The sequence below is a fragment of the Nonomuraea africana genome, from assembly GCF_014873535.1.
Classification (GTDB): domain Bacteria; phylum Actinomycetota; class Actinomycetes; order Streptosporangiales; family Streptosporangiaceae; genus Nonomuraea; species Nonomuraea africana.
In genome coordinates, this window is record NZ_JADBEF010000001.1 from 6,667,513 (window position 1) to 6,693,570 (window position 26,058).

A 26,058-nucleotide genomic window follows, 5' to 3' on the forward strand; every position below is an offset into this window, starting at 1 on the left:
CGGCAGTCCGGCCGTCAAGCAGGACGACCAGTGTTTGCCGGGTCCCGCGAAACTACGCAACTGGCTACCGGGCTTCGCGAACGGTCCGCAACGCGGAGATCACGGCGGCTTGCGCGGGTGTGACCAGATCGGGAATTGCGTCCTGGTAGAGGTCCATCAAGCGGGCATGTGCCCATCGCTGGAGTTCGTCATCGGGCTGCCCGGGCGGAGCGGGCAGCAGTGTGTTGAGCTGGTGAGCGGCGACCCGGGTGTGGACACCGGCGCGGATCCACGCGAGCGACTCAGGTGTGTTCGCGCCTGAGCGCACGGCGAGTGGGAGCAGATTCAGCGTCCTGGCGGCTTCGGCCGACAGCGCCCAGGGCCCTTCGGGCTCATGCTCCTGGCCGAGCATGATGATGGCGGTGAGCGCTCCCGCGATGAGTGGAAGCCCGAACCGGAAAGCGTCACTGGTGACGGTAACCGCGCGCGGAAGTGGATCTTGCGGACCGCGTTTGGCGTTACCGGCGACGCTTTTGCGGTGGATGTGCTCGGCCACCGCGATGATCGGTTCGCCGCTCATCCATGCGCGCAGTGCAGCCCGGTAGGCCGTCCAGGAGTCCGCGCGCGCCGGACCAGGGTCGAAGATCTTTGATAGTTTGCTCGCATTTCCATAGGGGGTGGCGGGCAGGATACGCCGGAGCTGCTCGGGGGGTAGTTGTTCCAGCAGGTCGAGCATCAAATTGGCCCACCCCATGATCCCTTCAGGTGCTGGTGTGCCCTGGAGGCGCGCCCGCAAGTGCCGGTAAAGTGCCGCGGTCTCGGAGAGCGCGATGCCAGACTGGTGAGCGGCGAACGCCACCCATGCAGGTGCGCCAGCCTCCTGGATGAAAGTGCTGCCGGTGACGGCAATTGCGTTGGTGATCGCTTGGACCTGATGTTGGGCGCCTGCTCGGTAGACGGCCCAGGTCTTGCCCACCACCTGCGTGGTGTCGTCTTCGTCTTCGTTCTCGAAGGCCAGAAGGCTGAACGCAGTGTGCTCTGCCGGAGTCATGGTGTCCGTCGTCAGCGCGCCAGAGAGTGCGTTATGGATGAGTCCATCCAGCGCGCTGCTCAGCTCTGACGACGCGTCTTCGTCCTGCAGGAACTCCGCGGTGTGGACCGCCCGCCGGGCGGCGGTTGAGGAGCTGAGCACAAGAGCCTGATTCGGTACGACGATGGCCATCGCGCGGGAGGCAACGTGGGCGCGGCCTGCACGTCCAATCGCGTTCAGCAACTGCGCACGAGCCTGGTCGCGCCGTTGCTGTGTGCTGGAGGCGTTGTCGTAACCGATCTCAGTGCCGCCGATGACGACGGCGGTGGCGGGCAGGTTGAGCCCTTGGGCCATGGTTCCGGTGGCGTACATGGCGACGGCGACGCCGCACTCGAAAGCGATTTCACTGGCGCGCTGCTCCTCGCGGATGAGGGCACTCGTATGCACGGCGACGCGTTGCAGCAGATGCGCGCGAAGTGCCGACGGTACGCCGAGTTCCAGGTCGGCAAGGTCCAGCAGGGCCTCGACGGTGCTATCGGTTGGCGCTGCGGCGAACTGTGTCATCCCCGCGGCGTGGAAGCTGTCGTGTTTGCTTCGGGGCAGGAAGGCGAGGATCTTGTCGCCGCGCAGGCCGAGGCGTTGCACGATCGCTGCGGTGGCCGGGGTGCAGTAGCCAGCCGGGTCCCATCTGGACTCCCGGGTGACGACGAGGGGAACCTCTATGTCCGTCTGGACCAGCGCGTAGTCGTCGGCCGCTTCGCTTGCCCATGCGCCCTGCAGGCCGGCGAGCAGAGCGATCGGTGCCTTGAATGTCTCCCGTTTACGGCGAGGAGGGAGCGCCTGAAGCCGTTGAGAGGCGGCGGTGAAGGCAGCTGCACCGCGATCGTTGTCGATGCCGGCAATCGCGCGGAGTGTACGGGTCGGACGCCACGGTTCGTTGATCACGGCCGTGTGCATTCCAGTCGCCTGGCTGAGCCAGGATCCGAGCTCGGAGGGGTTGGCGATGAGCGCGGACATCAACAGAAGGCGTGCTTTCCTGGCACGGTGCATGATCTCTGCGACGATCAACTCGGCGATCACACCACGGCCGGCCCGGTCTCCGAGAAGGTGTGCTTCATCGAAGACGCACAAGGCCAGTTTCGTGAAAGCCTCGGGGTTCTGCCGTAGAGCTAGGGAGCACTTCTCCGGAGTCATGACCAGGATCTGCTGATCTTCGATCTGTTCCAGGGACTCGCCAATCAGTTGCGTGTATTCGGCGCCACCAAGGAACTCGCGTACCGTCGTCCGGCCGAAGACATCGGCCATCTGTCGGCGGATTTGGCCGACGAGTGCGTTGGTCGGTGCCAGGTAGAGGACCCAGCCCTGGCACAGGGCCTGGCTGATCGCGAGTTCGGCGACAGACGACTTGCCGGAGTTGGTGGGTACTGCCACCACGGCGTGGGCCTTGGGACCGGGCAGCGATTCGTGCGCGTATTCCTGGGCGGCGGGCCATAATAGCGGTCGGCTCGCGGCACGCTTGCGCTGGTAGGTCCCGAAGCGGTCCCCGGTGTCTTGCGGCGGAGGTGGCACCGTCCGCAGCGCCCGGGCGCCAGTCTCATCGCAGGCTGTGGCTAGTAGGAGCAACAGGTGATGGAGGTCAGGATGGGCAGCCGGCCTTACAGGTATCTGGTCCCGGTTCTCAAGCCGCTCCGCGAGAGCCCGTAGCGCGCTGCCGGCGTTGGGGTCGATCCCGCTGCGGAACATGAGCCAGTCGAGATGGTCGGCGACGTGCACGCCAATGCGGCGCCACAATTCGTGCCGCACGAGGATGCGCGCTGGCAGTCCTTGCTGGTCCAGCATCGGGGCAGCGACCTCAACAGCCGGCGTCAGACGGCACAGTCCCACGATGCGCTGCACCGCCCAACTAGCGATCGGACCCTCGATGCTGCTGTCGTCGGTGTCCTCCGCGCCCATGCCAGAGACCGTCAGGGCCGCGTTGGCGTCGTAGCCGGCGATCAGGTATAGCAGTGCAGCCTCGACGCGCTCAAAGGTACGTTCGGACCCGAACAGCCAGAAGGCAGAGCCGTTGCTGCTTCCAGGTTGCCTGTCGCTCCCGCCAGTATCTGCTAGGCCGTGTGCGATGGTCAGCGCCTCTGCGGCCACGAAAGCACATGCCCGAACCATGGAGGGTTCGGCTTGCAGGGGAAGGATCGCGTGTACTTCCAGCGCCGTCGCCAGCCGGTGCAGCGCCTCTGCGGAGGCCGTTGCGGGCTGATCAGCACCCAGTCGCGACCCAGTGGTCTCGAGCCACGCTGTGGTCAGTATCCGGCGAATCTCATTGACGTTCAGGTCGGCGATCGTGGGCAGTGCTGCCAGAAGGGCGTTAATTCCCCGGTTGAACATTAGACCACCACCTCGTCGACCGCCGCTCGCATCGCGTCCGCGACGGCGTCGAAGAAGGCATGGAAGCTTGGCAGCTGCACAACGATGACCCGACGCCGCTCGCGCGGTGTCTTCATCCGCTGAAACTTCGGCCGGGCGGTCGTGAAGTCGTAGTCATCTTGATAGACAACGATCGGTAGGTAGGAGGCGTTGTCGCTCCAGAGCGAGTCCTTGACCTGTTCCTTGAGACCCGGCTCCAAGATGTAGCGGAATGCAGAAAGTCGGGCGCGCAGGTCTGGACCGTGGATGCCCTCCTCCACCTCGCTGAAAAGGTTCAGCGCTTCGCCGAAGTTTGCGCTCGCGTTCGACTCGGTCGACTTGCTTTCGCCGATGGACACACCCAGCACGTCGTTTTGCACGTAGGTGCCTACCGAGTCCAAGCCCTGGCGGGTCACCGTTTGATGCATCTCGGACAATGTGCAGATCCGGCCATCGACGCACGACGTCTCCCGGCGTGCACCGAGTGACAGCAGGGCATGCCCGATCCCTTCGCCGATCCACGCGTTCCTGCGCGTGTCGCGGACCTGTTTCTGCTCTTCCGTGATGAAGATGTTGTCTGTGCCGATCAGTGCCGTGACAGTCCTTCGGATTTCCTCACGGCGATCGACGCCTCGCGCCAGCAGATCCTCCGACAGCCGGGCGTCCAACCCCACGGCACCGGCCAGTGTGCCGACGAGATACCGGCCCATGGCGACAGGTACCTCAAAGGCGTCCAGCCCTGAGACAATGACGACGGTATGGCTCGACGCCGCGATACCAGGGTGGAAGGTCACGCATCTTTCGATCTCATCGAGCGACGCGGTCAAAAGGTCGATCACACTGCCCACGCCAGCGTCCAACCTCGTTCTCCTCGCTTTCGGCTCCGAGTGGTGTGAGCGTGCCGCGCGGTTGCTTACGAACAGCTGCGGCGCCCAGGGCTGGCCGTTCGGCTGGCGGCGCACGCCATGCATGGCAGCGTGCTTGCGGCACTCACAGCAACACAATCGTCGAGGATAGCGGCCAATGTCCCATCCTGCTGGGATGGATAAATTGTGCAGGTCATCGAGCCGTTCCGCGTTGGCCGGGTGCTACCGGTTAAACGTGCCGCGACTCGCTATCTCGCTGAGATCGACCCTCTGCCACCCCGGTGGCGCCCGTCCAGCAGGGAGCCTTGGGCGACGACCGTCGCTCAATCGCTTCGGAGCTCAGCTGGATGCAGCCGTAGTCAAAGATCGCGAACCAGTCGTCCTTGCGTTCTTGCACGTCACCGGATTTGCCTTCCTGCATCCCGGCCACTCACAACCGTATCGCCAGGTCTGGAATCCGATAGGCGTAGAGCTACGAGACCCCTCGCCTCACATGGTTGCACCAGCGCGCGAACGTGCAGATCAACAAAGACGGGCGGCGAGTTGGGGAAACTGATTGTCCACGAACGTCGCGAGGCCTAGCCTGAAAGGCTTTACACGGAGGAGCACGAGGATGGATATCAGAACGCTCCAGGAACTTCAGAAGCCCGACAAAACTACATTGGTCTTTTCACCGCTGGGCCTGGGCGGAAAGCTGAACGCTGACGACGCTGCAGCATTCCAGCAGGAGGTCATCGCACGGATCGACCTGGCAGAGGACGTGCCCGAACCGGTGCGCAGAAGCTTTGAACGGGTGCGGGTGGCCCACAGCTATGGGGTGCTCAACTACGAGCTCTTCACGCTTGCTCATGATCACGCGCACCTGGTGTTGGAGTACGCGCTGAGGGAGCGCTTCGTCGAGTTCTACAGCGGTGCAGTGACCTTTGAGGACCAGTGCGGTAACAAGCAACGCCTTACTTTCTCCACGTTCGACGAGCTTCATCATGAGTTGCGCCGACGTGGCCGTCCTCGCGGGCAGCGGCCATGGCAACTGCTGTTGCGCCGAACGTCCCAGACGATGTTCTTCGACGGGATGCTTACTTCCCTCCTGGGCTGGGCGCGCGCTGAAGGCTTGCTGAACGGGGAACGCAACCGGCGCACTGAGCCTCTGTTCGTCAAGCTCCGCAACCATGTAGCCCATCACACGGCTTACCAACTTATTTCACCGCTGGAGTCTGCCCGGGCCATCAACGACCTGGCCGAGATCATCAACCGGTTGTGGGGTGCACCCACCCCGGGCGGAAGACTCTATCCCGCACCGCTGCACCGCGACGTCATCGCCCTGAGCTGGGACCGCGGCGGCGGGAACGTCATCCACAGCTTGGCGGAGCATCTGCACACGATGCCCGCCGATCTCAATCCTGAGAAGCTCACCCACGTCATCGTCCACGCTGTGCTGCATGACCCAATGCTGACGTACTTCGACGCCCGCTTCGAAACAACGCTCTACCCGTGCCAGCTGTTGTGGGGACCGGGGACTTGGACCGATGCCGTGAAATGGCTCGCAGCTGAGCGCCCAACCCCAGACACCGTGGACATCCTGGACCGACAGCTCATGATCCGTTTCCATCAAGAGCGCCTCTACCTGCCTCAGCAGGTCGACGTCGCCGCTGAGCTGCCGGCCATCGACCAACACGGCATCTGGTACCTGGTCCAAGCTGACTCCCCCGTCGATGCGTTCAACCACCTCCGGCAGCAACTCACGGGGAACACCAGCTGCTCCCGCCGGCGCTGCCGCCAGTGCCCAGTGGAAGTCATCGCCACCGGAACCTGGCAGCACATCATGGATCTTCTCATCGCAGAGGGCTCGGCACCCGCTGCCGGGCGGAATGTGCCCGACGTTCGGGCTCCTTCATGGCTGCCGCGCTGGAATGAGATCCACCGGGGCAGCCACTGGACGATTCCACCTTCGTAGATCGGTGCCAGATGTCCGTCGATCCGGATCAAGCCCGACTCACCTTCCGGTCTGTGAGAATTCAGCACCCTAGGGTTGTGTCGCTTGCCCAGAGTGACGTGGCGGCGCGAGCCTTGGGCCGATGCAGGGACATGCGCGGGATGATCTTTAGAGAGGTGTGGGCAGTGAGAGGCGTATACGCAGGTCAGAGTGCATTGGCCAGCCGTACAGCCCCCACTCTCCTAAAGCGGGTGTCGCATGTTCGAATCATGCCGGGGGCACACAGTCAGGGCCTCGGCATAGTGGCGTCGAGGGCCCGATGTCCGGTTCGCCGAGTGACGGCCATGTGGTTGGCCGGGTAAGCAAGCAGGCACGATCTTCGAGATCATGAGGTTCTCTACGCCAAATGATCAAGGAAGACCGTGCCTGCCCCTTCATCTTTGCCCATCAGTTCTGCCTTGAGCCACCTGACCGAGCTGAGCTGCACCTCTTCGCTCGTGACGGTCGCCGAGCACGCCAGTCTGCTGGACCGGCTGCGGCTGATCCCCGACCCCCGTGACCCGCGCGGGATCCGTCACACGCTTGTCTCGGTGCTGGCCGTCGCGGCGACGGCGGTGCTGGCCGGGGCGCGGTCCTTCACCGCGATCGGCGAATGGATCAATGACGCTCCCGCCCAGGTCATGACCGCCCTGGAGGTCCGGCGCGACCAGCTGAACGGAGTTCATCGGCCGCCGCACGAGGCGACCGTGCGCCGCGTGCTGGAGAGCGTGGACGCCAAGGCATTGGATACGGCCATCACCACGTGGTTGTCGGCTCGTCTCCGTGCTCAGACCGCGTCATGCCGCCACCGCGCCATCACCAGCGGCGACGTCGAGCGATCGCCGTGGACGGCAAGGCATTGCGCGGCGCTCGCCGCAGCGAGCACGGCACCGTGCACCTGCTGGCGGCGCTGGATCACGACTCTGGCCTGGTCCTGGCCCAGACCGACGTTGACGGCAAGACCAACGAGATCACCCGGTTCCGGCCCCTGCTGGAAGACCTTGACCTGGATGGATGCGTCATCACCGCCGACGCCCTGCACACCCAGCGCGATCACGCCACCTTCCTGGTGACCGAGAAGAACGCCCACTACCTGCTGATCGTCAAGAAGAATCAGCCCACCCTGCACACCCAACTCAAGCGACTGTTGTGGAAGCAGGTCGCGGTCGGTGATCGGCAACGCAACCGCGGACACGGCCGCGAGGAGCGCCGGCTCCCTGAAGGTCCTCACCGTGCAAGTCGGGCTGCTGTTCCCCCACGCGGTCCAGGCCATCCAGATCAAACGCCAGGTCAGGGACCTGAAGCAGGGAAAGTGGCGGACCGTGACCGTCTACGCCATCACCAGCCTGCCCACCTTCCAAGCCAGTCCCGCCGACCTGGCAGCCTGGATCCGCGGACACTGGTCGATCGAGAACAAACTCCACTGGGTCCGCGACGTCACCTACGGCGAAGACCACTCCCAGGCCCGCACCGGCCACGCGCCCCGCAACATGGCCGCCCTGCGCAACCTCGCCATCGGAGCCCTGCGCCTGACCGGCACAGGCAATCTGGCCCAGGCCATACGCCATCTCTCCCGAGACGCCACCCGCGCCATCCTCGGCCTCACGTGATCAACAGGCGCTCAACCGACTTTGCCGGAGCCCTGGGGTCAGACCGCATCCCGGTGAGCGGTTGCTGTACAGCAGCCGATACAGCAACACTGCCTTACACGATCACACTCCACCGACCTGTATCCACCACCTGAACAGGATGAGATGCCGCTGACGAGGTGTCTGCCCTTGCCTACGGATTAGTGGTCAGGTGTCGCATGAGCCGTCCCAGGGCTCGTAGAAGCCAAGTCCGCCGGGGTAGAGCTCGGCGTGTTCGGTACCCTCGAAGGTTTCGACGACGAGCCGGAACAGAGCTTCGTCGACGTCATGCCGGAAGGACCGGCCATCATCACCCGGTGCCGGGGCAGCCGGTCGGCGATCACCCCGCCCACAAGGATGAAGGCCACCATCGGCAGAGCCTCCGCGGTGAGGACCACCGCCAGCGTCGGGGCCGTCGCCCCGGGCAGGGCGAGGACGCCGAAAGCGAGGGCCACGGGTGCTAACGAGCTGCCCAGCACCGAGATGGTCCGGGCGACGAGCAGCAGGGTGAAGCGCCGATCTCGGAGCATGTCGAGATCGCGGCGGTAGCTGTGCACCTGCTGACTCCTTCACAAAACCCAAGGAGTCTTCATCCTGACGTCCTTCGGCCGCGATGTCGCTTCAATACGCGGGGCTCGCGATCGCCCGCGTACGCGAGGCATCGGTTGCGGCGGCATGTCCTTCTCCGAAGGGGACGCCGCCGGGCCTGTGGAGGCAACCTTCCGGCCACTGGAGAAGGACAGGATCAGGCTTGGCTGGAACAGTCAAACGTCCGGGGGAACCCTCACTCCTCTGTCGGGAGCCATCGGGAGCGCAAAAAGTCTCCCGGGAGCGTGGAAAGGTCTTGGACCGATCGTCATGGCCCGGGGCACGCCAAGCCCGAGGACGGCGGCCATGCCGTACCCGGACGGGTAGGCGTCCCGCATCAGCTCACCGCGGTGGCGTACGGCCACGAGCGCTTCGGCGAAGGTGAGGGCCCCGGCGGCGACGGCGGCGGCGAACACCCCGGTGGAGTGGCCGGCCACGGCGTCGGGAGCGGCGCCTTCGTCGGCGAGGGCGCGGGTCGCGGCGACTCCGGCGATGCAGAGTGCGACCTGCGTGGTGACGGTCGATGTCAGCGCCTGCGCGCCGTCCTGCCGGGACGAGCCGGGCAGGATCCGTTCGGCCTCGGCGAGGGTCGCGGCGACGGCCGGGTGGTCGGGCAGATCATGGAGCATCCCAGCTCGCTGGGTACCCTGGCCGGGGTAGAGGAAGGCGACCCTCATGCGGGCGCCCATGGGTCGTCGACCAGTTCCGGGCCGTGCCCGGTGCGGACCATGACCGGGCCGCCGGTACGCGCCCACTCAGTCGAACGCGCCCGCAAGGGCCCATGACCGCGCGCCCCCACGATAGCCGGCAGCGGCACGATGACCGGGATCCCCGAGGAGGAGGCGGCCGAACGGGGCGTCGGCCTGGTGCCGATGGCGGCGGCCTTCCCCTCACCGGCCGCCATGCACGAGATGTCCGTGCATGGCACTGGCCGACGGCGCGGCCGGGCGTCTGCGACCGGCCATCGGACAGACGTTTCCGCTGGAACGCGCCGCTGACGCACATGCCGCGATCGGCGCGCGGCGGACCCTCGGCAAGACCTTGCTGATCCCCTGACCGCGACTGGAGCACAGCCGCCACGTGACAAGGCTGAACGCGCCGCTCCGGCATCGCGGGTGGGCGGAAATCGGCGGCCGGACGGTCTGGGAAATGAGCAGTCCTTCGTAGTCGGCTATCGGCAGCACACCAGACGACTGAGGAGCTGCACACGATGGAAACCGAGACGAAGACCCTCACCCCGACCGAGCGGATCAACCGCCGGACCGTCACCGAGATCTACTCGGCGCTGGCCACGGGCGACATGCAGGGGTTCATGGAGCGCCTGGCGCCGGACGTCACGTGGACGGTGGCGGCCGGCGGCGCGACCGGCGGCACCTACCACGGCCCCCAGGAGGTCCTCGAAAAGGCGATGGCGCCGATCGCCGTCGACTGGTCCGACTTCACGATCACCCTGTTCGAGCTCACCCCCGTGGGCGACAAGCTCTTCGCCCAGGGCGAGTACCGCGGCGTGAATCGCACGACCGGCAAGGAAGGAGCGGCCAGGTTCGTCCATGTCTGGCACCTCCTGGACGGGATCGCGCAGCGGTTCGAGACCGTCTTCGACACCCACACCATCTGGCGAGCCACGCAGTAGCCCATGTCCGCACAAGACAACGAAAGGACACGCAGGGTGTCTTCCCCTCCGTCCGCGGAGCCCGCTCAACAGAGCGATGCCTACGACTAGGTGATCGTGGGAGCCGGATCGGCCGGATGCGTGCTGGCCAACCGGGCTCAGCGCCGATCCGTCCTGCCGGGTGCTGCTGATCGAGTCAGGCACGCGGCCAGGCCGACGCCATCTACATCAACACCTACAAGGAGTCGGTCGGCTACGACATGTACGCGAGCAAGGACAAGCGCATGATCCAACCGCTGCTCACCACCAGGCAGCGATGGCGTGAGCTGAACCTCTATCCCGCGTGCGAGTGCGCCACCCCGGTGCCGTACAGCTCGCGGTGCCACAGGTGGGCGCAAACGCGCTCGATGCCGGGGACCAGGTGGCGCCGGTAGGTGGTGAAGGGCAGGCCGAGGCGTTCGGCGGCCAGCTCCTGGGTCGGAGCCCCGTGCAGGAAGGTGGCGGCGAGGGCACGGTGGAACTTGACCGAGCGCGCATCCTCGCGCAGCGACTCGATGGCCTGTTCCAGCAGATCGCGCAGCGCCTGGGCGGGATCCCGCTCGGCGTGCTCCACGACCAGCCTGCTGCGCGTCAAGGGTGAGCCGGCCGGCGCGTCAGGGCGCGACAGGTGGCGCAGCGCCTTGCGGACCGCCTCGGCGAACTCCTCCTACGACAGCACCGCCAGCCTCTCCGCCGTGGCGGCCGCGGGGCCGAACGGGTCGGGTTCCGGCGATCGGTTGAGGTGCTCCAGCCAGGCCTGCGGGGGCACCGCCCGCCAGTCGTGGACGAACAAGGTGTACGGCTTGTCCCCCGCGCCGGAGCTCGGGAATGTCGTGCTGCCGGAAGCACTCCACTCTGTCCTGGCTGGGCCGGCGAATCGCGAGATACGACCACGCCATCCGCTCCGACCGCAGGCAGTTGGCGATCACCCGCCACTGCAGCAGGTCCATGACCGGCGAATTGCCGCGATAACCGGGCAGGATCCACGACCGGCCAACGGCCAGATGCTCTCCGGCGCGCAGCGGCGCGGTGGTGCGTGCGTGCGCCTACGCCGCGGCCACGATGGGATCAACCGCGCATTCGGCCTCATCGGGTTTCTGCGGACGAAGCCACGCGTAGAAAGCCACCGGCTCGCCGGTCTCAGTCCGCCGGTATATCCGGAAGGCCTCCGGCCGGCGTTTCAACCAGAAATCGGCGCGGGCCGCAGATGTCTCGCCCTCCGCCGCGTTCGCCAGCCGCAGGAGGGCGCCGACGTCCTCGGCCCGTATGACGTCCTCCTGGACCTCCCCCTCGTCGTATCAGTTGTGCGGGCCGACCATGGACGCGCTGACGGCGTAGGCGTCTCCGCGCTGCTGCCCGGGCACGCGCGTGCGGCCGGTGTTCCCCATGTAAGCGCGGTGGTGACCGAAACCGGGGAGACGTTGCAGGCCGGGCTCGTGGCGGACGCGGGCGGGGGCGATTCGCCGGTGAGTGTCATGCTGAGCGACCTGCGCCGGGTCAAGCGGCCCGCGGTACGGACTGACGCGGGGTTCGACTACTACTCGCGGTTCTTCCGCAGCTCGGACGGAACCCTGCCCGCCCAGCCGGCCTGGCTGCTCGACCACCACGACAGCGTCTCGACGCTGTCGCTGCCCAGCGACAACGGGACGTGGTCTCTGACGCTGGTGGTCTCCCGGAGGGATTGGGCCATGCGGTCGCTGTACGAGGAGCACGTCTGGGACCGGGCCATCGCCCTGTTCCCTCACCTGCGCGAGTGGGCCACGTACGGCGAGCCCATCACCGGAGTGCTGACGACGGCCGGCCCGGACACCCGGCGGTCCAGTCCTCGCAGACCTGCGCCGGGGTGCTGCCGAAGCGCGATTCGCCTTCCATCACCCACCCGCTGTGCGGCGCGGCGACATAGTGGCAGAACAACCGCAACGCGGCCTGATAGCCGCGTACGGTCGACTGCCCGGCGCGCCCCGGCGGTCAGATAGGAGATCCACCGATCGACGTGGATGGGTGACCAACTCCCAAGGGATACGCGCCGGTGAACCTGGCGAACCGGCGCACGACCTGCTCACGAAAGTCGATCGTGGACGGCTGGAAACGTCCGGTGCCGCGCTGTTGCCGTGCCCACCCTTCGAGCATCGCGTCGAAGACGGCGTCCGCGGAATGCGACAACGTGATCACGTCCTCCGGCTCCTGCCGCGCGACCGTCCCGCGGCCGCGTTGTGTCACATGCGCTGGACGCCACCAAGCCAACGGCGGTTCTCCGGCTCCCTCAGGCATTGACGTGCGCTGGGGAGAGCGCGTCGGCGAGCTCGCGCCAGTAGGGCATCGCCGTCTGGCCCGGTTCGATCCCGATCACCTGTACGGCGACGTGGTCGGCGCCGGCCGTGACGTGGCCGCGGAGTCTGCCGGCGATGGTGTCGAGGTCTCCCCAGAACACGACATCGTCGATAAGCCGGTCGCTGCCACCCCCGTCGATCTCCTCTTGCGCGTAGCCCAGGCGGCGGAACTTCGTCCTGTTGTACGGGCTGTTCAGGTAGGGGGCCAGGTGCTGGCGGGCGATGGCGCGGGCCGCGGCAGGGTCGGTCTCGAACAGCACCGCGTGCTCAACGGCCAGGAACGCGTCGGGGCCGAGGATCTGCCGCGCCTGCGCGGTGTGCGCCACGGTGACGTGGTACGTGTGGGCGCTGGCGGTGCGGTCGCGGGCCAGTTCGAGCATCTTCGGCCCGTACGCGGCCAGGATACGGCGCACCGGGGCCTTCGGCGCGGGGTTGAGCATCTCGAGGGCGTCCATCTCGTCCAGGTACGCGCTCATGGCCGCCAGCGGCTTGGTCCCCGGCCGTCGTTGCCCGCCGAACCCCAGCCCGAGCACGTGCCGGTCGGGGTAGGCGTCGGCCAGCAGGAGGGCGGCGCCGTGCGTCCACCTGGCCTCGCGGGACCAGATCTGCGCGATGGCGTTCACGATGTGCAGGCGTTCGGTGCAGGAGAGCAGAAAGCCGGCGTGGGTGAGCGCCTCACGTCCGAGGAGTTCGGGCATCCAGAACGCCCGCCAACCCTGTTTCTCCAGTTCCTGGATTGACTCGCGCATCTGCGCGGCCGGCTGATGCTCGAAGTCGAAGGTGTAGATGCCGAACGTGCCCAGATCCATACCGTCGATACCGCCCATGGAACATCCCCTCGGTCCTGTCGATCTACTTGACATATGGAATGCGGCTCGGGTCCACAGATCGAAACCGCAGGCCAAGATGGTTCCTCAACGAAATGTCCAGGACCCAGGTCATTTCTCTGCCCATTCGGTGCTCAACCGCCACACCGGCCGCCTTCGCCGGAGTCCCGCACGCGATGGTCATGTCGTCCACCACGCGGCGGTGCTATGGGGGACCACGAGCTGCGGAACCGTTCATCCCGAATGGCGGCGGGGCGCCGTTCGGGATGGCCGGAGCGCAGCCCATGAGACCTTCCGAGGGCCGGCTCCGCCGCGCCAAATGCGTATAAATACACACTCCAGGGCGCCTGCCCCCTCATACGCGGGTGACTACTGTTACTCCCATGCGTTCGGGGAGTGAGCAGGAGCTCGGGGTGTTGGAGCAGCGCTTGGAAGCGGTGCGGGAGCGGTCGTTCGTGGGCCGGGAGGAAGAACTCGGAGTCTTCACCGACGCCCTGCGCGGCTCCCGCAGCGTCCTGTACGTGCACGGCCCCGGCGGCGTCGGCAAGACCGCGCTACTGCGCCGCTTTGCTCAACAGGCGGCGGCCCTCGGACGCCAGGTGACGACGCTGGACGGGCGCACGCTGGACCCGACCCCGGCGGCCTTCGAGGCCGAGGCGGCGCCGGTGCTCGCCGGCGAGCGCGCGGTGCTCGTCATCGACACCTTCGAGCGCGTCCAGGGTCTGGAGGGCTGGCTGCGCGAGCGGTTCCTGCCAGGCCTGCCGCTCGGCGCGCTGGTCGTGGTGGCCGGGCGCGTCCCCCCGGACGTGATGTGGACCGCCGACCCCGGCTGGTCCGAGGCGCTGCGGGTGTTGCCGCTGCGCGACCTCGCCCCGGCGGACGCCGCCGCATTGCTGGAGGCGCGTGGCGTGGCGGACGAGCTACGCGGGCCGCTGCTGGCCTTCGCCGGTGGCCATCCCCTCGCCCTGTCCCTAGGGGCGGCTGTGGCGACCAAGGACAGTCGGGCGAGCGCGCGCTGGAGTCCCTCGCAGGACGTCGTCGCCACCCTGCTCTACCAGCTCGTCGGCGAGGTGCCCAGCCCCACGCACCGGCACGCGCTGGAGGTCTGCGCGCACGCCTACATGACCACCGAGGACCTGCTGCGCGAGATCCTGCCGGAGGACGCCTCGTCCCTGTTCACCTGGCTGCGGCGGCTGCCGTTCGTGGAGTCCAGCCCGCGCGGGCTGTTCCCGCACGACGTCGTCCGCGAGGTGCTCGAGGCCGACCTGCGTTGGCGCGATCCCCAGGGATACGCCGCGATGCACGAGCGCATCAGCAACTATCTCGCCGCCCAGACGCGCGCCGTGCCCGACGCCTTCGTACTCGGGGCCGTCGGCTCGCTGTTCTACCTGCACCGCGCCGTCGGCTCGACATCGGAGTTCAACAGCTGGCGCGGAGACGGCGAGGCGTACGAGGACGCCTTCCGCCCTGGGGAGACCGAGGCTCTGGTGCGGATGGCGGCCGAGGTGGAGAACGAGGCGTCGGCAACTGCCGTCGCCTACTGGACCGCTCGCCAACCTGAGGCGTTTCGCCTCTACCGCCGGGCCGAGACCGGCGAGTTGGTGGGCCTCTGCTCCTGGCTACGGCTGTACGAGCCGTCCGAGGAGGAGGCAGCGCTCGACCCGATCGTCGCCACGGCCTGGGCGAATGCCCGCGCGCTCGCCCCGTTGCGGCCCGGAGAGCACCTGGCCGTCGGCAGGACATGGGTGCGCCCCGAATATCGCGGCATGTCGCCGGTCATGGACCTTGTCCAGTGGCGGTCCATCGGCTACTGCCTGCGCGCGGACCGTATGGCCTGGTCGTTCATGGCCATGCGGAGCGACGACCCCATGCGGGACTACCTGCGACACTACGACATGCACGACGTCGGCGAGCACGCCTGGCTCGGCGACGCCGAGTACGCCCTGTACGCCCACGACTGGCGGGCGGCGCCCGCGCAGGCGTGGCTCGACCGGCTCAACCGGCTACTGCTCGGCGACCCGCAGGACGTCCAGGCCATTCCCGGCCCCGCGCTGGCGGTGCTGTCCCAGGCCGAGTTCGGCGACGCCGTACGCAAGGCGCTGCGCCACCTGTCCCGGCCCGGCGAGCTGGCCGCCAGTCCGCTCACGCGCTGCCGGATCGTCACCGACGACTCCGAGCCCGACCCCGCCAGTGCCCTGCGCCGGATCCTGGAGCAGGCTGTCGACACCGTGCGCCGGGACCCGCGCGCGGACAAGCTGCACCGGGCCCTGGCCATGACATTCCTGCGCGGCGCCCCGACGCAGGAGGTCGCTGCCGAGCGGCTCGGCCTGCCCTTCACCACCTACCGCCGCCACCTCGCCTCGGGCATCGAGCGGGTCTGCGAGGACCTGTGGCACCGGGAGATCTACGGCGCGGCCAAGGGCTGAGCCGAGAAGCCGCGGGCGGGCGGCTCAGGCCAGGGCGGCGAGGCTTCTAAAGGGCCGCAGGCGGAGGCGTCCAGGTGTCCGCCTGCACGAGCTGAGGACACCGCCCAGACGATCATGTCGGCGGACGTCGAGCTGAGCGATCTGGGCTCGGTCGGCGCCCCGCGTCGAGGTCATCGCCATCAACGGCACGGCCACCGTCATCGACCTGGACGAGCTGATTGCCGCGCACGGCCACACTCACTACCCGGTGCTCGGCACCACCCTGGATGAAGTGATCGGGCTGGCAGCCAGCCGACGGCTGGCCCCCGTTCCCGAATACCAAATATCGGCGCAACGCCTCTCGCCCACCGGGAATGAAAGGCCATCGATCAACGACCTCCCGCAGTTCGAGCTCTGTGAGCCAGGCATGCCAAGCGATCTCGGACGGATCTGGAACCAATGGCTCAGTGATCACGGCCTCGTGCACCCGGAACCAGACAGGGCTGACCCCATCCCGGCACAGGAACTTGAACATGAAACGCACCGGGACGCCAGCGCCCAGCTCCTCGGACAGCTCGCGGGCTGCCGCGTCCTCATACGACTCGCTCACGTCCACGGCACCCCCGACCATCACGTCATAGTGGCCGGGAAAGCGAGTGAGCTGCTCCGCCCGGCGCAGCACCAGGATCCGCCGCATCGGATCGCGACAGATCGTCGTCGCGATCCGATGCATCCATCGCCGACGCTCCGCCTCTGCGCGATCCACGACTCCCAGCACGCGGTCCAGTTCATCCACTCGCTCGACCAACTCGCCCATGCAGGACACGATCGCAGGCACCACCGACAACCTGCTCTACGAGCACCCCAAGCTAGTGATCTGCGTCACATGACCTGCCCGGAAACGCAACACGAGCGACGACCCCCAGCGCGAACATCCCGATAAGAGCCACCTGCTCGATCGCCACACGAACACAACCGCACACAGCGAGTACGGGCAGAAGGAGGATCTTCGTTACCGACGCCATCATGAACGGCCTGCCGCCGCACATCGCCCAAGTGATCTGCGGTCATAAGAGTATTGAAACAACGATGGGCTACAAGGCTGTCTACCCGGCGGAGTCGATCGAGGCACACAGAGCGTTCATCGCCCGCCGGCGGGCCACGCGGCCCAGCGAAGAGTACCGGACCCCCACCGAGGAAGAATGGGACGCCTTCCTCGCTCACTTCGAGAAGCGCAAGGTGTCCATCGGCACCTGCGCCCGAGCATTCTCAACTCCTTGTCTTCATGAGCACGCATGTGTCAGATATTCGCTCCTCCGGCCGGACCCGGCACAACGCGGCCGGCTGGAGGAGATCCGCGACAACCTCATCGCCCGCATCGCCGAAGCCCGCGAAGGCTGGCTCGGCGAGGCAGAAGGGCTCCGCGTCAGCCTGGCCGGCGCCCAAGACAAGCTCATCCAGCTCGATCGAGGCCACGGGCAGCATACGGCCGTGGACCTTGGCATCCCCACCACGCGTGGTGATCGATGAACCCGCGAAGGTGGGCTGCCACATGGCCCTCAACCAAGATCGAGAACAAGTTCAAAGAAGCGTGCATCAAACGCCCTTCAGAACACGATCAAGTGCCGCCCGGCCTGCAGGTCCCCAGTTCGGCTTCCCGCCGGGAAGGCCCCGATCTCCGTTCTGCCCCATGAGCATCAGGAAGAGGCTCTTCATAGCGGCCAGCCCGCGGGCGCGCCTGATCGTTGCCTCGTCCGCGTGCGCGTACGCGTCGAAGAACCGTGCGGCCGCGCCCGCGGGGAGCAGCACCCACGCGGCGCCGAGGTCCCACGCCGGATCGCCGGCGAACAAGGCACCGAAACCGATCACGCCCGAGAGCGTCCCGTCCGAGACGACGACATTCGCGGGATGGAGGTCACCGTGCAGCCACATCGGCGGGCCCTCCCACCCGGGGGCCGCGACGGCATCGGCCCAGACGGCCCGGACGGCGCGGACATCGCCGACGGCGTCGGGGTCAATGGCCTGCAAGAACTGCTCGAAGCCGCCCGTGCACCTCTTGGGGTGAGCGCCGAGGTCCGAACTGGCCGGGACCTCGGCGGGCGCCTCCACATGGAGCGCCCTGAGGAAGCCCGCCAGCGTGTCGGCCGCGTGGGCGCCGCGGCTGATTGAGCCGTGGTCCAGCGGCTCGCCGGGAACCCACGTCATCACGGTCCAGTGCTTGGGGAAGCGCTCGGACGGTTCGCCGAACCGCACCGGGGTCGGCACCGGGAGCGGCAGGCGCGGAGCCAGCACAGGTAGCCACCGCCGCTCCTTGAGCTGGAGCTCCGGGGTAGGGTCCATGCGCTGCATGCGCACGGCCAACTCGTCCCCGAGGCGCCACATTTGGTTGCCCCAGCCGCCCGCCACCTCGCGGATGGCCAGCCCTGCAAGGTCTGGATGTTGCTCCTGCAGCAGGTCGCGGACCAGGTCTGCGGTGATCTCGATCTCGGTGTCGGCCATGCGAAGTCACAGTACTGAGGCGGCAGGCGGATCGGCTCTCGCTCTCCGGAACATCTCGCTGTGATTCCTCTGGCATCACCGATTCGGTTTCAGAGAGCTGCCGATCAGAGGCTTTGGGACGGACCGGCCCCAAAGTTCAGAGAAGATGTCCGATGCTGCAGCCAGATCCAGCACAAGCGATGCGGCTCGCAGAGATCATCACGAATCTGCACGACCGGATACGCGAAGCCACCGAACGCGGCTGGCTCGGCGAGGTCGAAGGGCTCCAGGTGAGTCTCGCTGGCGCCCGCCAGAAGCTTCAGCAAATGCGGAAGCTCCGCGCGCAAGCCCGAACCGTGGATCTGCCAACACCGGCGCCAGCGCCGGCTGCCCCGGCTCGGGCCGGCCGCCACGTTCGACGCGACGCTGACCGGCTTCCTGATACGCGCCCAACGCAGACCCGACCGTACGGCAGGATGGGCGCCATGATGGAGATCAACTTCCTGACCGGATCCGACCGCGCCTGCTGGGAAGTGCTGGCCCGTGGTAAAGACACATACTTCGAGGTCGAACGCAGCGACGACGACTACGAACGGACCTGGCGACGCCTGCTCGACGACGAGCAGATACGCGGGATCGCCGCCTGGCTGGACGGCAAAATGGTCGGCATCGCGCACTACCTGTTCCACGCCAGTGTCTGGTATGCCGGGAAATGCTATCTGGCGGACTTGTTCGTGGACGCGGAAGTCCGGCGGCGGGGTATCGCGACGGCAGTGATCGAGTGGGTGGCGCGGGACGCCAAGGAGCACGGCTTCCCAGGCCTCTACTGGAACACGTTGGAAGACGCCCCGGCTCGCGCGCTGTACGACAAGGTGGGCAAGTTCCACAAGGGGCTCATCCACTACTCCTACCGGCGTGACGCGAACCAGCCCTCCACCCAGCGCTGAGGGGCGACCAGGATAGGGCGACGGGACCGACCACAGCCAGCGGAACGATCCCGTCGACCGCTCGAGTCGATCAGCGAACGGGCATCTAGTCCGGAGAAGGTAGTCGGCCAAACGCCAGCCCTGCAGCACCGGGATGACCGGCACGCCCTGCTCGCGGAGCCGCAGGTAGTTCTGAACCGTGAGGCGCTGGTGCTCGCCGACGGTGCGGCCGGTACGGCGGAGCATGTGCGGTTCGCACATCCAGTCCTGGGGTGCGGCCCAGTCGAGGTTGCCGATCTCCTGCTGATAGCGGCGTACCGCGATGCCGTACACGACAGGGTCGGTAGTCCAGCCGCCGTGAAGGGACAGTTCGGTGAAGCCGCCGGAATCCAGCGCCCAGCGGGTGACGGCGATCGGGAGGCGGCGCATCGAGGCGAGGCGCCGGTGGGAGAGCATAAGCGGGACGCCGGGCATGCGGGTGAGCCAGCTGGGCTGGTGGGTGCCGAGGTAGATCTTCATCGTGTCCACCTCCGGCAGGTCCAGAGGAGGAATACGGCGAGCACGGTCATCCAGACCTTGCCGACGAACTGCCCAGGTGCCATCGCCAGCGAGCCGAACGCGATGAGCAGGAAGAGCGTGCTGTCCACTGCGAGAGCGACGAGGTTGGAGACAGTGACGGCCACGAGTGGGCCATGGCGTCGGGTGCAGGCGTAGACGGCGGTGTCGATCAGCTCCGCGGCCGTGAAGGCGGCCGCGCTGGCGGCGGCGATCTGGTCCGATCCGAGCAGCCCGGACAGGATGATGCCGCCGAACAGCGCGTACAGGACCGGGAGCGGGCCGGACTGTTCGTGGATGAGGTCACGCAGAGCGAACAGCAACCCGGCGAGATAGACCCCGGCGGGTGCGACCAGCCCGAATCCCACGGGAACCGTCAGGGAGGCGCTGAGCAGGTTGGCCAGCGCCACCATGCCCACAAACAGGGGCAGACTCCACAGAAGTCCGCCTCTATGCTTCCCCTCATGTTTGATCTCCGAACCGAGCTGGCCGGCACCATCGATAACCGGGATGGTTCCTGGGGCTTCATCCGCCGCTTCGCCGCCGCTTGGTCCACGCCTCTCGGCGAGAGAGACGGGTACGACGCCGCAGATCTTGATGCGGCTGAGCAACGGCTTGGTCTTCGGTTGCCCACCGTCCTGCGCGAGGCATATGCGCTGCTCGGTCGCCGTGGAGATCTGACCGGCAACCAGGACCGGCTGCTGACTCCCGAGGAGTTGTACATCGACGACACCGGACAGGTTCTGGTCTACCGGCTGGAGAACCAGCACGTCGCCGAGTGGGGCATCCCGCTTGACGCCCTGGAGCGGGAAGACTCCCGGACGGTCTACCGCGCCTCGATGGCCGACAAGAGTGCTGAGCTGTGGGCTCCGTGGCTGGACAGGCTGTCGCTGGCCTTCGTGGAGATTGTGTTGTCGGAGACGCTCATCGCAGAGGAGGAACTGTTCAACTTCCTCGACCTCACTCCTGACGACATAGCGCTTGTTGAGGCGACCTACGAGCGTCTGGCAATGCCCGCCTACCCGGCCGACGAGCCGTCCATCGTGTGGTTCGCCGGCCCGGATGTGCTGCTGCGCCAGGACGCAGGTGCCTGCCTGATGGTCCGGGCACGTACACCCGAGGCTCTGGATGAGGTCTACGAGACCCTGGACGGGGAGTGGAATCTGTAGCCTCACTGATCCTCACCGCCTTCCGGCACAGGAGAGCCGGAGCGGCAGGACCAGGGAGAGCAGCCCTCCACATGGTCGTCCTCGGTCGGGCCAGGCTTGAGGTCGGTCTCGGCGAGCCGCCGACGGCCAGGACTGGCCCCCAGTCCGCATGCCCGGCTCCCGCCTTGACGATCTGGCAAGGAGAGCACTCAACAACATGCCATCGGGCACGGCCATGAACTGCTGGCGCGTGGTGTGCGCTGCCCGTCCCCCTACTCCGCCCCGTCCTCCTCGTAACCGACTGATCGATGCTGCGGCCACCGAAGCAGCTGGGCCAGAAGGGTGAGGTCATCGCTGTATCGGATCGGGCCAAGACGGTGCTCAGGCGGTGAACCCTAGCACCAGGGCACCGATCACCGGCGCCACCTACAGCAGCGGGAACGGGATGTGCGAGTACCAGCGCGCCCGCACCACGGTGACGACGGCCCCGGCGAAGTACAGCGTCAGGCCGGTTCCGGCCATGACACCGATGACCGGCGCGAACAGGCCGACCAACAGGCCGGCCCCCCGCGGCCTTGGCCGTACCGAGCCAGGGACCACCACGAGCGGGGAATGCCGGAGTCGGCCGCCAGGGGCTGCACGACCCACTTGGCGCGGAAGAGAAGAAGAGGGAGCCAGCCGAGAAGCCTGCCATGGCAGCGGCCAGGAGAGTGACGACGACGTAGGCGGTTCGGTGAGGGATGACGCGCGTGCTCCAGCGGGTACCACCACCAGCCGAACGATCGGGCAACCTGGATCAGGCGGTCGAGCGGCGCACCCTCGTCCAGACCGAGACGGACGAGCGCGTACGTCTGGCGAACCGTTTCCTCGTGTCCTCCCCCTGATCTGGTTCCCGGTAGTGGCCTCCGAGCAGCCAGATCATCGCGATGGCGTACGCACCGCGCAACGGCGAGTCCAGCCAGATGACGGTGCATGGAGCCGGCAACCCGGCACGCTCGTACGCCAAGCGCACCCGTGCTCGGCTGCGGGGCGGTCCGCCGGGCCGGCTGCCAGAGCGATGCTCACCCACTCGTCGCGGACAACGGACACGAGGGCTGCCCACTCGGGGGTGAACTGCGCGAAACGGTCGGCCGTCGGCATGACAGATGATCTCACAAAAGCCGCACGCCGGTATCCGAGGATGCGCTGCCATCGGTGTACGGCTCGGCTGCCGTTCCAGGCGCTCGCTGTGTTTCAAGATTCGTCACACCTGCTCGGAACCGCAGCGCAGCCCCTTCGTCCAGACGGGGAATTTACCCGCGCGGCTTGGGGATGGAGGGAGGCTGGAGTCATGACTCTCTGGAAACCTGACCCGACTTTCTACCCATCTCCGCGGGACGCCGCTGACGCACCGGCCGAGCTGCTCGCCTACGTCGCGGCCTTGGACCGCTCTGCCGGCGGACCGGATGCGATAGCCGTACTGGACACCGATCCGGACTCTGCCCGCTACGGCACCGTTGTCGGCTGGACGGAGCTGGCGTTCACCGGTGACGAGCTGCACCACTTCGGGTGGAACGCGTGCAGCAGCGCGCTGTGCCCCTACGCGCCGCATCCCCATGTCGAGCGCCGCTACCTGGTCGTGCCCGGGTTGCGCTCCTCGCGGATCTACATCCTGGACACCAAGGACAGGGTCAGCCCCGAGATCGTCAAGATCATCGAGCCCGGCGAGCTGGCCAAGCGGGCCGGGTACTCCCGCCCGCACACCGTGCACTGCGGCCCCGAAGGCATCTACCTTTCCGCCCTTGGCGGGGCCAACGGCCAGGACGGGCCTGGTGGCATCGCCATCCTGGACCATCAGTCCTTCGAGGTGCTCGGCCGCTGGGAAGTCGATCGGGGACCCCAGTACCTCGCCTACGACTTCTGGTGGCACATCAACCACGACGTGCTCATCAGCTCGGAGTGGGGCACGCCGTCGATGTTCGAGGACGGGGTCGTCGGCGAGCTGCTGCTCAGCAGGAAGTACGGTCACCGGCTGCACTTCTGGGACCTGCGCAGGCGCCGTCACCTGCAGGAGGTCGATCTGGGCGACCAGTACCAGATGACACTGGAGCTGCGCCCCGCCCACGACCCGACCAGAACGTACGGCTTCGTCGGCGTCGTCACCAGCGTCGAAGACTTGTCGGCCTCGGTGTGGACGTGGTTTCACGAGGACGGCCGCTGGCAGGCCCGCAAGGTCATCGACATCCCCGCCGAGCCCGCCTCTTCGGACGACCTGCCGCCGGTGCTGAAGCCGTTCGGGGCGGTGCCCCCGCTGGTCACCGACATCGACCTGTCGCTCGATGACCAGTCCCTGTACGTCTCCTGCTGGGGCACCGGCGAGATCAAGCAGTACGACGTCACCGACCCGTTCAAACCCGTCGAGACCGGCTCACTGAAGATCGGCGGGATCGTCCGGCAGGCGGCCCATCCCACCGCTCCCGAGCTGCCCCTGCGCGGTGGCCCGCAGATGGTCGAGGTCAGCCGCGACGGGCAGCGCGTCTACGTCAGCAACTCCCTCTACGGCTCCTGGGACGACCAGTTCTACCCCGAGGGAGTGGGCGCCTGGCTGGCGAAGATCGACGCCGGTTCGTTCACCTTCGACGAACGCTTCTTCCCGCACGGCGACGACTTCCGCGGCCTGCGCCCGCACCAGGTGCGACTGCAGGGCGGTGACGCCTCCTCCGATTCCTACTGCTATCCATGACGATCGCGGCGGTGATCCTGCTGGGCGCCTTCCACGGCCTCAACCCGGCGATGGGCTGGCTGTTCGCCGTGGCACGTGGCCTGCAGGAGCGCAGCAGGGACCAACTTCTGCAGTCGCTCCCCGTGATCGCCGCAGGGCACCTCGCGTCGGTAGCGTCGGTCGCGCTCGTCGTCGGCGCCACCGGCTCGCTGGTCACCGGCACGGTGCTGTCGGTCGCCGGGGGAATGCTGCTGGTCGGCTTCGGGCTGTGGCGGCTCCTGTCCAGGCGGCACTTCCGCTGGGTGGGCATGCGGCTGTCGCTGCCCCAGCTCGCTGCCTGGTCGTTCCTGATGTCGAGCGCCCACGGCGCCGGGCTGATGCTGATCCCGGTCTTCACCAGGCTGCACAAGGGCCATGCGATCTCGGGTGGGCTGGGCGTGGCCGCCCTCCACACGCTGGCCATGTTCGCGGTGGCCGGTACCGTCGCAGTGATCGTCTACGAGGTGGCCGGGATCACCGTCCTGCGCCGAGCCTGGTTCAATGTGGACCGGATGTGGGCGGCGGCCCTTCTCGGAGCGGGGATCATCACGCTCGCCCAGGCCGCCGGCAGCCATTCGATCAGCGTCACGGGATAGCCGTCATCCGATTCGCGGCGTCCAGTCATTCAAGAGCGCGTGTCGCAGAGCGGCGGCGAGCTCGGCGTTCTTGACCCGTCTCCACCTTTTCTTCTCTCAAAGGCAAGTTGGAAGGGTCAGGAGCCGCCTCCTCCGGGAGTCGGCTCCGTCTCATCCTGGACGAACGCCTGGAGCAGGGCGTCCCCCGGCGCCTCCGGCCTGGGGTTGATCCCCACATCGAAGATCTCCGGCTCCTCGAAGACCGGCTCCCCACTGGGATGCCGCGCGTAGGCCACCCGCCCGTAGTCGACGCCGTCCTCCCGGTCGAAACTCATCCAGGTGATCGCTTCCTGCTCACCCTCACGAAGCGGATGATTCGACACCGCCCGCACGCTGACCGTGCTCGGTGGCTCGAAGAACCACACCTGCGGTACGGCAAGCACCCACCGGATCGCCTCGATCTCCTTACCCCTGGCCGCAGCCCGATTCTCGAAGGCGACAGCCGTACCCCGGTCACGCAGGTAGTCATAATCACTGAGCACCAGCTTGCGCGCGCCATCCACGGCCACGATCGCCGGGCAGTCGCGGGCCACGATGCTCTTCTCCAGGCGTCTGACCACGTCGAAGAGCAAGTCCGCCGTCTCCGCGTTCATCTCGCTCTCCTTCGTCTGAGTCCCTCTATCCGACGGTCAACCAGTAACGGTGCATGCTGCTCGTGCTCTTGACCACGACCGGTTCGGATTCCGCCGCGGGCCAGATCTGCAGCAGATAACGGTCGACCCCGTGTCCGTCGGCGTCGTCCGCGCTCTCGCGGGTCCAGTCACTGGCTTCGTCCATCCCGGCGGCGTGGTAGCGCAGACGGTACCAACCCGGACCGGCCGGCAGCTCCGGTATCTCGTGTACCTCGCCTTCCCAGTCATGCAGGGAGACGCTTCCACCTTCCGACTCGAAGCTGACCTCCACAACGTCCTCGTACCCGTTCAGGTCCGCAGCGGGCTCTGACTCAGCCACCTCAATGGAGAAGCTGACTGTCCCGGTATGCGTGCCGGTGAGCAGGAAAGCGTGATCGTCACCCGCTCTGATGATCCCGACAGGGTGGTCCGGGTGGTCGTCGGTCAAATCCTCCGGACCCTGCGCATCGTCGGTCTCATCGATGAGATACGCCTGCCCGTAGTGAACCCACAAGTCCACCGTTGTCGTCCACGCCTCAGCGCCGATCTCCGCCATGGCCGACGATCTTATGGATGAACACCGACGTTAGAGGACGTCTCATTTGGCGGTAAGGGGCTGCATCGTTGCAGCGGCTTCCCCACACGGATGAGCCAAAGCAAGGAATGCGCCGTTGAGCGGCGGAGGCCGCTTCTTTGGTGTTAACGAGGCCGGCGCCAGTAGGCGAGCTGCCCGCTCGCGCTCTTGACCACCCGCGGTGTGGACTCATCCTGAGGCCAAATCTGCAGCAGATAGCGGTCGATGATCTCGTTCGAGGTGTCCACCTCTCGGGCCTCGTCCATGTTCTGGGCGTGGTAGCGCAGCCGGTACCACCCCGGCCCCGCGGGCAGCACCGGGAGTTCGTGGACGCCCCCGCCACCCCACTCGTACAGCGAGACCTGTCCGGCCTCGGACTCGAAGCTGATCTCGACGATGTCCTCGTACCCGTCGGTGTCCGCTCCCGGGTCGTGGTCGGCGACCGTCACCGAGAAGCCGACCGTCCCTGTATGCAGACCCGTGATCAGGAAAGCGCCACCGTCGTCCACTCGGATGATCCCGACGGGATGCGCAGGGTGATCGTCGGGTATGCCGTCCGGGCCCATGGCGTCGTCGGTGTCGTCGACGAGGTACGCCTGACTGTAGTGAACGTGCAGATCGAACGATACGGTCCGAGTGTCGGTCATGGACGGCGATCCTACGATCATGGACTGACACTTCCAGGCTGATACCAGGCAAACCATGCGAGCCCACT

27 protein-coding genes, 1 tRNA gene and 3 pseudogenes are annotated in these 26,058 nt (G+C 67.0%); 13 read left to right on the forward strand and 18 right to left on the reverse strand.

Features of this window, described 5'->3' with window-relative positions:
• Positions 1-64 precede the first annotated feature (64 nt).
• Positions 65-3,391, reverse strand: a complete 3,327-nt coding sequence (locus H4W81_RS31595; RefSeq protein ID WP_192778153.1) for a DEAD/DEAH box helicase — start codon at positions 3,389-3,391, stop codon at positions 65-67.
• Positions 3,391-4,257 (reverse strand): hypothetical protein, encoded by an 867-nt coding sequence (locus tag H4W81_RS31600; RefSeq protein ID WP_192778154.1) that lies wholly within the window; start codon positions 4,255-4,257, stop codon positions 3,391-3,393. Before H4W81_RS31600 ends, H4W81_RS31595 begins: the two co-directional genes overlap by 1 nt.
• Before the next feature lie 631 nt (positions 4,258-4,888).
• Between H4W81_RS31600 and H4W81_RS31605 the strand changes: the two genes are divergently transcribed.
• The 5 genes and pseudogenes from H4W81_RS31605 (at position 4,889) to H4W81_RS48865 (ending at position 7,857) form a co-directional block, all read left to right on the forward strand.
• A complete protein-coding gene (locus H4W81_RS31605) occupies positions 4,889-6,229 on the forward strand; it encodes a hypothetical protein (protein ID WP_192778155.1) in 1,341 nt (446 codons plus the stop codon).
• A gap of 197 nt (positions 6,230-6,426) precedes the next feature.
• Positions 6,427-6,489 (forward strand) — tRNA-Arg (locus H4W81_RS31610).
• Between the two features lie 216 nt (positions 6,490-6,705).
• A pseudogene (locus H4W81_RS50190) lies at positions 6,706-7,005 on the forward strand (transposase family protein); the annotation flags it as partial.
• A 41-nt stretch (positions 7,006-7,046) separates the two neighbouring features.
• Positions 7,047-7,400, forward strand: a pseudogene (locus H4W81_RS50195) (ISAs1 family transposase); the annotation flags it as partial.
• Positions 7,401-7,479: 79 nt separating this feature from the next.
• Positions 7,480-7,857, forward strand: a complete 378-nt coding sequence (locus H4W81_RS48865) for an ISAs1 family transposase (protein WP_318782078.1) — start codon at positions 7,480-7,482, stop codon at positions 7,855-7,857.
• Positions 7,858-8,036: 179 nt separating this feature from the next.
• On the opposite strand, the gene H4W81_RS47805 is transcribed toward H4W81_RS48865, so the two are convergent.
• The 3 genes from H4W81_RS47805 to H4W81_RS31630 all read right to left on the reverse strand — a co-directional run bounded on the left by H4W81_RS47805 (position 8,037) and on the right by H4W81_RS31630 (position 9,367).
• Entirely contained in the window at positions 8,037-8,432 is a 396-nt protein-coding gene (locus tag H4W81_RS47805) for an MFS transporter (protein ID WP_318782080.1), read from the reverse strand.
• Between the two features lie 207 nt (positions 8,433-8,639).
• Complete coding sequence (locus H4W81_RS31625; protein ID WP_318782081.1) at positions 8,640-9,152, reverse strand: ACP S-malonyltransferase; 513 nt, start codon at positions 9,150-9,152, stop codon at positions 8,640-8,642.
• Positions 9,137-9,367: a hypothetical protein gene (locus H4W81_RS31630; protein ID WP_192778157.1), complete on the reverse strand. Its 231-nt coding sequence runs from the start codon at positions 9,365-9,367 to the stop codon at positions 9,137-9,139. Before H4W81_RS31630 ends, H4W81_RS31625 begins: the two co-directional genes overlap by 16 nt.
• 17 nt (positions 9,368-9,384) lie before the next feature.
• On the opposite strand from H4W81_RS31630, the gene H4W81_RS31635 reads away from it, so the two are divergent.
• Together H4W81_RS31635 and H4W81_RS31640 are read left to right on the forward strand one after the other, a co-directional pair.
• The gene (locus tag H4W81_RS31635) at positions 9,385-9,519 is read left to right on the forward strand and encodes a zinc-binding dehydrogenase (RefSeq protein WP_192778158.1); all 135 of its coding nucleotides are present in this window, start codon (positions 9,385-9,387) and stop codon (positions 9,517-9,519) included.
• A 154-nt stretch (positions 9,520-9,673) separates the two neighbouring features.
• Positions 9,674-10,096, forward strand: coding sequence for a nuclear transport factor 2 family protein (locus H4W81_RS31640; RefSeq protein ID WP_192778159.1), 423 nt, complete (start codon positions 9,674-9,676; stop codon positions 10,094-10,096).
• A gap of 313 nt (positions 10,097-10,409) precedes the next feature.
• Here the strand turns inward: H4W81_RS31640 and H4W81_RS31645 are convergent, their stop codons facing one another.
• The 5 genes from H4W81_RS31645 to H4W81_RS31660 form a co-directional block, all read right to left on the reverse strand.
• Positions 10,410-10,709 carry a hypothetical protein gene (locus tag H4W81_RS31645; protein WP_192778160.1) on the reverse strand — a complete coding sequence of 100 codons (300 nt, stop codon included), beginning with the start codon at positions 10,707-10,709 and terminating at the stop codon, positions 10,410-10,412.
• Between the two features lie 72 nt (positions 10,710-10,781).
• On the reverse strand, positions 10,782-10,907 hold the full coding sequence (locus tag H4W81_RS48870; protein ID WP_264083198.1) for a hypothetical protein: 126 nt from the start codon (positions 10,905-10,907) through the stop codon (positions 10,782-10,784).
• Between the two features lie 744 nt (positions 10,908-11,651).
• Positions 11,652-11,804: a hypothetical protein gene (locus H4W81_RS31650; protein WP_192778161.1), complete on the reverse strand. Its 153-nt coding sequence runs from the start codon at positions 11,802-11,804 to the stop codon at positions 11,652-11,654.
• Positions 11,805-12,082: 278 nt separating this feature from the next.
• Positions 12,083-12,286, reverse strand: coding sequence for a hypothetical protein (locus tag H4W81_RS31655; protein WP_192778162.1), 204 nt, complete (start codon positions 12,284-12,286; stop codon positions 12,083-12,085).
• A 91-nt stretch (positions 12,287-12,377) separates the two neighbouring features.
• The gene (locus H4W81_RS31660; RefSeq protein WP_225958882.1) at positions 12,378-13,271 is read right to left on the reverse strand and encodes a TIGR03620 family F420-dependent LLM class oxidoreductase; all 894 of its coding nucleotides are present in this window, start codon (positions 13,269-13,271) and stop codon (positions 12,378-12,380) included.
• A 383-nt stretch (positions 13,272-13,654) separates the two neighbouring features.
• Here H4W81_RS31660 and H4W81_RS31665 point away from each other — a divergent pair, with 383 nt between their 5' ends.
• Positions 13,655-15,697: an ATP-binding protein gene (locus tag H4W81_RS31665; RefSeq protein WP_192778163.1), complete on the forward strand. Its 2,043-nt coding sequence runs from the start codon at positions 13,655-13,657 to the stop codon at positions 15,695-15,697.
• A gap of 112 nt (positions 15,698-15,809) precedes the next feature.
• Here the strand turns inward: H4W81_RS31665 and H4W81_RS31670 are convergent, their stop codons facing one another.
• Complete coding sequence (locus H4W81_RS31670; protein ID WP_225958883.1) at positions 15,810-16,493, reverse strand: NUDIX hydrolase; 684 nt, start codon at positions 16,491-16,493, stop codon at positions 15,810-15,812.
• Between the two features lie 209 nt (positions 16,494-16,702).
• Here H4W81_RS31670 and H4W81_RS31675 point away from each other — a divergent pair, with 209 nt between their 5' ends.
• Complete coding sequence (locus tag H4W81_RS31675; RefSeq protein WP_225958884.1) at positions 16,703-17,206, forward strand: hypothetical protein; 504 nt, start codon at positions 16,703-16,705, stop codon at positions 17,204-17,206.
• Between the two features lie 66 nt (positions 17,207-17,272).
• Here the strand turns inward: H4W81_RS31675 and H4W81_RS31680 are convergent, their stop codons facing one another.
• Positions 17,273-18,175, reverse strand: a complete 903-nt coding sequence (locus H4W81_RS31680) for an aminoglycoside phosphotransferase family protein (protein WP_192778164.1) — start codon at positions 18,173-18,175, stop codon at positions 17,273-17,275.
• 152 nt (positions 18,176-18,327) lie between these two features.
• Here H4W81_RS31680 and H4W81_RS47810 point away from each other — a divergent pair, with 152 nt between their 5' ends.
• Entirely contained in the window at positions 18,328-19,101 is a 774-nt protein-coding gene (locus tag H4W81_RS47810) for a GNAT family N-acetyltransferase (RefSeq protein ID WP_225958885.1), read from the forward strand.
• 108 nt (positions 19,102-19,209) lie between these two features.
• Here the strand turns inward: H4W81_RS47810 and H4W81_RS50200 are convergent.
• Positions 19,210-19,599, reverse strand: a pseudogene (locus H4W81_RS50200) (deazapurine DNA modification protein DpdA family protein); the annotation flags it as partial.
• Positions 19,596-20,048 (reverse strand): VUT family protein, encoded by a 453-nt coding sequence (locus tag H4W81_RS31690; protein ID WP_225960390.1) that lies wholly within the window; start codon positions 20,046-20,048, stop codon positions 19,596-19,598. The gene H4W81_RS31690 and the pseudogene H4W81_RS50200, both read right to left, overlap by 4 nt.
• Before the next feature lie 51 nt (positions 20,049-20,099).
• On the opposite strand from H4W81_RS31690, the gene H4W81_RS31695 reads away from it, so the two are divergent.
• Positions 20,100-20,804, forward strand: a complete 705-nt coding sequence (locus H4W81_RS31695; protein ID WP_225958886.1) for a hypothetical protein — start codon at positions 20,100-20,102, stop codon at positions 20,802-20,804.
• Positions 20,805-21,209: 405 nt separating this feature from the next.
• Here H4W81_RS31695 and H4W81_RS48875 read toward each other — a convergent pair whose 3' ends face one another.
• Positions 21,210-21,338 carry a DoxX family protein gene (locus H4W81_RS48875; RefSeq protein ID WP_264083199.1) on the reverse strand — a complete coding sequence of 43 codons (129 nt, stop codon included), beginning with the start codon at positions 21,336-21,338 and terminating at the stop codon, positions 21,210-21,212.
• Positions 21,339-22,113: 775 nt separating this feature from the next.
• Between H4W81_RS48875 and H4W81_RS31705 the strand changes: the two genes are divergently transcribed.
• Both H4W81_RS31705 and H4W81_RS31710 read left to right on the forward strand, forming a co-directional pair.
• Positions 22,114-23,505: a selenium-binding protein SBP56-related protein gene (locus tag H4W81_RS31705; RefSeq protein WP_192778167.1), complete on the forward strand. Its 1,392-nt coding sequence runs from the start codon at positions 22,114-22,116 to the stop codon at positions 23,503-23,505.
• Positions 23,502-24,119: a hypothetical protein gene (locus H4W81_RS31710; protein ID WP_192778168.1), complete on the forward strand. Its 618-nt coding sequence runs from the start codon at positions 23,502-23,504 to the stop codon at positions 24,117-24,119. Before H4W81_RS31705 ends, H4W81_RS31710 begins: the two co-directional genes overlap by 4 nt.
• A 116-nt stretch (positions 24,120-24,235) precedes the next feature.
• On the opposite strand, the gene H4W81_RS31715 is transcribed toward H4W81_RS31710, so the two are convergent.
• From H4W81_RS31715 to H4W81_RS31725, 3 genes are all read right to left on the reverse strand, one after another.
• Positions 24,236-24,751: a hypothetical protein gene (locus tag H4W81_RS31715; RefSeq protein WP_192778169.1), complete on the reverse strand. Its 516-nt coding sequence runs from the start codon at positions 24,749-24,751 to the stop codon at positions 24,236-24,238.
• Positions 24,752-24,776: 25 nt separating this feature from the next.
• Positions 24,777-25,325 (reverse strand): hypothetical protein, encoded by a 549-nt coding sequence (locus H4W81_RS31720; protein WP_192778170.1) that lies wholly within the window; start codon positions 25,323-25,325, stop codon positions 24,777-24,779.
• A 143-nt stretch (positions 25,326-25,468) separates the two neighbouring features.
• A complete protein-coding gene (locus tag H4W81_RS31725; RefSeq protein WP_192778171.1) occupies positions 25,469-25,990 on the reverse strand; it encodes a hypothetical protein in 522 nt (173 codons plus the stop codon).
• Positions 25,991-26,058: the final 68 nt, after the last annotated feature.